Source organism: Acidocella sp. MX-AZ02 (assembly GCF_000306035.1).
GTDB classification, from domain to species: domain Bacteria; phylum Pseudomonadota; class Alphaproteobacteria; order Acetobacterales; family Acetobacteraceae; genus Acidocella; species Acidocella facilis.
The window spans coordinates 202,607-205,866 of record NZ_JH976207.1; the positions used below are offsets into that span (position 1 = coordinate 202,607).

Annotated in this window: 4 protein-coding genes; all 4 read left to right on the forward strand. The window is 64.0% G+C overall.

The window, feature by feature from the left end:
* The first annotated feature begins 259 nt into the window (after window positions 1-259).
* The 4 genes from MXAZACID_RS00990 to MXAZACID_RS01005 are packed head-to-tail and all read left to right on the forward strand — an operon-like array spanning window position 260 to window position 3,097.
* On the forward strand, window positions 260-1,048 hold the full coding sequence (locus tag MXAZACID_RS00990) for a transporter substrate-binding domain-containing protein (protein ID WP_008492136.1): 789 nt from the start codon (window positions 260-262) through the stop codon (window positions 1,046-1,048).
* 9 nt (window positions 1,049-1,057) lie between these two features.
* Window positions 1,058-1,729 carry an amino acid ABC transporter permease gene (locus tag MXAZACID_RS00995; RefSeq protein ID WP_008492138.1) on the forward strand — a complete coding sequence of 224 codons (672 nt, stop codon included), beginning with the start codon at window positions 1,058-1,060 and terminating at the stop codon, window positions 1,727-1,729.
* Window positions 1,726-2,385 carry an amino acid ABC transporter permease gene (locus tag MXAZACID_RS01000; protein ID WP_008492139.1) on the forward strand — a complete coding sequence of 220 codons (660 nt, stop codon included), beginning with the start codon at window positions 1,726-1,728 and terminating at the stop codon, window positions 2,383-2,385. The genes MXAZACID_RS00995 and MXAZACID_RS01000 overlap by 4 nt, the downstream gene beginning before the upstream one ends.
* Window positions 2,363-3,097, forward strand: coding sequence for an amino acid ABC transporter ATP-binding protein (locus MXAZACID_RS01005; RefSeq protein ID WP_008492140.1), 735 nt, complete (start codon window positions 2,363-2,365; stop codon window positions 3,095-3,097). Before MXAZACID_RS01000 ends, MXAZACID_RS01005 begins: the two co-directional genes overlap by 23 nt.
* Window positions 3,098-3,260: the final 163 nt, after the last annotated feature.

Genomic DNA, 3,260 nt, shown 5'->3' on the forward strand with positions numbered 1-3,260 from the left:
CCGCTTTTGCGCAAAAAGCGGCGAAAACCGTAAGGGGAACGGACATCCCCCCATCCCCCCGCGCCAATTGGCGCTTTTATAGGCGGATTTGGCGAAAAACCTAGCGTCTGCGACGCTGATTGTTCAACAATCCCCGTCGTCTCCAAGGCGGCCCCGGCATTTGCGGTGCCAAGCCTGTCGCCCCCCATCGTGGCATCGCTCTTGCATTGGTCCCTGCGGTTGCGCCCCGGCGCGGTACTGAACGCAGGAACGATATTAAATGACCACCAGACGGCATTTCACCACGATCATGGCGGCGGGCGTCGCCTCTCTCACCCTCGCCGGCCGCGCCCTGGCTGATACGCTGGACGATATCACCAAATCCGGCGTCCTGCGCGTCGCGGTGCCGCAGGATCTGCCGCCCTGGGGCTTTGTCGGGCCGGATATGAATCTGCAGGGTTATGATATCGACATGGCCAAGCTGATCGCCGCGAAAATGGGCGTGAAGCTGCAGATGACCCCGGTCACCTCGGAGAACCGCATTCCCTATCTGCAGACCGGCAAGGTCGATCTGATCATCTCCAGCCTCGGCAAGAATCCCGCCCGCGCCAAGGTGATCGATTTCTCCGACAAATACGCCCCCTTCTTCAGCGGCGTCTTCGGTCCGGCGACGATCGATGTCAAAACCGCCGCCGATCTCGCCGGCAAGAGCATCGCCGTCACCCGTGGCAATATCGAGGATATCGCGTTGAGCAAGCTCGCCCCGCCGAGCGCGCAGATCATGCGCTATGGCGATAACCAATCCACCATCTCCGCCTTCATCTCCGGCCAGACCCAGCTGATCTGCACCGACAGCTCGACCACCGCGACGATCATGGCGCAGAACCCGCCGCGCGCGCCGCTGCTGAAATTCATCCTGCAAAGCTCGCCCTGCTATGTCGGGGTCAACAAGAACCAGCCGGCGCTGCTGGCGAAGGTGAATGCCATCATCGCCGCCGCCAAGGCCGATGGCACCTTGAACAAATATTGCGAGACCTGGCTGAAGCAACCGCTGCCCGCCGATTTCTGACCCCGCGCAATGACGTATCAGTTCGATTTCGGCGCCATCATCGGCTACTGGCCGATGATGCTCCGCGGCATCGCCATCACCGCGGAGCTGACATTGTTCGGCACGCTGCTGGGCATCGCGGTCGCGGTGCTGGGCGGCTGGGCGCGCACCAGCGGCAAGCTCTGGCTCAATCTGCCGGTCACGGTCTATGTCGAGCTGATCCGCAACACGCCCTTCATCGTGCAGCTGTTTTTCATCTTCTTCGGGCTGCCGGCGCTGGGCCTGCGCCTGGATGCGGTGGATGCCTCGATTCTCGCCATGGTCGTCAATCTCGGCGCTTACGGCACCGAGATCGTCCGTGCCGGGCTGATCGCGACGCCACGCGGGCAGGTCGAGGCCGGGGCCAGCCTTGGTCTCTCCAAGCCGCAGATTTTCTGGTATATCGTGCTCGCCCCATCCCTGGCGCGGATCTGGCCGGCCCTGGCCAGCCAGGTGGTGATCGTGATGCTGGGCTCCTCGGTCTGCTCGCAGATCAGCGTGCAGGAACTCACCTACGTCGCGTCTTATATCCAGTCCCGCAGCTTCCGGGCGTTTGAAGCCTATTTCGTCGTTACCGCGCTGTATCTCGTGCTGGCCCTGGCGCTGCGCCAGGCGCTGCTGGCGGCGGGGCGGCATCTCTTCAAGGGCGTGCAGGCGCGATGATGGGCTTTACCACCTGGGATATTCTGCGCGGCCTGCTGCTGGCGACGCGCTGGACGCTGGCCCTCTCCGCCGGGGCTTTTGTCGGCGGCGTGCTGGCCGGGCTGATCGTGCTGGTGCTGCGGGTGCAGCCCCATCGCCGCCTGGCCTGGGTGGCGCGGATCTATATCGAAATCTTCCAGAGCACGCCGCTGCTGATGCAGCTCTTCCTGGCCTTCTTCGCCCCGGCTTTGCTCGGGCTCGATGTGCCGGCCTGGGCCGCGGCCTGGGTCGCGCTCTCGCTCTGGACCGGCGCCTTCCTCGCCGAAATCTGGCGCGGCAGCGTCGAGGCCGTGCCCGCCGGACAGTGGGAGGCCGGGGGCAGCCTCGGCATGTCCTATCTCGAGCAGCTGCGCCATATCATCCTGCCGCAGGCGCTGCGCATCGCCGCCGCCCCCAGCCTTGGCTTCATGGTGCAGGTGATCAAGGGCACGGCGCTGACCTCGATCATCGGCTTTGTCGAGCTGGAAAAGGCCGGCACCGCCATCACCAACGCCACCTTCCACCCCTTCACGGTCTATGGGCTGGTGGCGCTCATTTATTTCTGCCTCTGCTATCCCATCGCGTTGTGCAGAGGCTGGCTCGAACGGAGGCTCAATGCCGCTCATCTCGCTCACTGACATCCATAAAAGCTACGGCCAGAATGAGGTGCTGAAAGGCATCACGCTGGATATCGAGCCGGGCGAGGTGATCGCGCTCATCGGCAAGAGCGGCTCGGGCAAATCCACGCTGCTGCGCTGTATCAACGGGCTGGAGACCTACCAGCAAGGCAGCATCCGCGTCGCCGGCACCAGCGTCTTGGAGAGTGCGGGGCAGTTGCGGCTGCTGCGCCAGAAGGTCGGCATGATCTTCCAGCAATTCAACCTGTTTCCGCATCTCAGCGTCGGGCGCAATGTGATGCTGGCGCCGATGGTGGTGAAGAAAACCGGCAAGGCCGAGGCCGAGGCGCTGGCGAAGGAGATGCTCACCCGCGTCGGGCTCGGGCAGAAATTCGACGCCTATCCCGGCCAGCTCTCCGGCGGCCAGCAGCAGCGTGTCGCCATCGCCCGCGCCTTGGCGATGCAGCCGCTGGCGCTGCTCTGCGACGAAATCACCTCCGCCCTCGACCCGGAGCTGGTGAACGAGGTGCTGGCGGTGGTGCGCGACCTGGCCGCGCAGGGCATGACGCTGGTGATGGTAACACACGAGATGCGCTTCGCGCGTGAGGTCTGCCACCGCCTGGTGTTCATGCATCAGGGCCGCATCCATGAGAGCGGCCCGCCCGAGCAGGTCTTCACCGCGCCGCAAACGCCGGAGTTGCGGCAGTTCATCGGCCAGCGCGACGCGGCGTAAGGAGCAAAAGTTTTTGGGGGCGGAGGCGCCCAAGGTTCCATCGCTGAGCAGCAGCGATGGAATGGCGCTGGAGGGGTGGGGACTTTGTTCAAAAAGTCTCCACAAAGGTTTGGGGTGGCGGCAACGACGTTGCCACCACCCCAAACATTTCGCAGCCCTTTTT

Bases quoted from the DNA above. Each gene is read 5' to 3' on its own strand.
- MXAZACID_RS01005 (WP_008492140.1), top strand. From the start codon at position 2,363: ATGCCGCTCATCTCGCTCACTGACATCCATAAAAGCTACGGCCAGAAT.
- MXAZACID_RS00995 (WP_008492138.1), top strand. From the start codon at position 1,058: ATGACGTATCAGTTCGATTTCGGCGCCATCATCGGCTACTGGCCGATG.
- MXAZACID_RS01000 (WP_008492139.1), top strand. From the start codon at position 1,726: ATGATGGGCTTTACCACCTGGGATATTCTGCGCGGCCTGCTGCTGGCG.
- MXAZACID_RS00990 (WP_008492136.1), top strand. From the start codon at position 260: ATGACCACCAGACGGCATTTCACCACGATCATGGCGGCGGGCGTCGCC.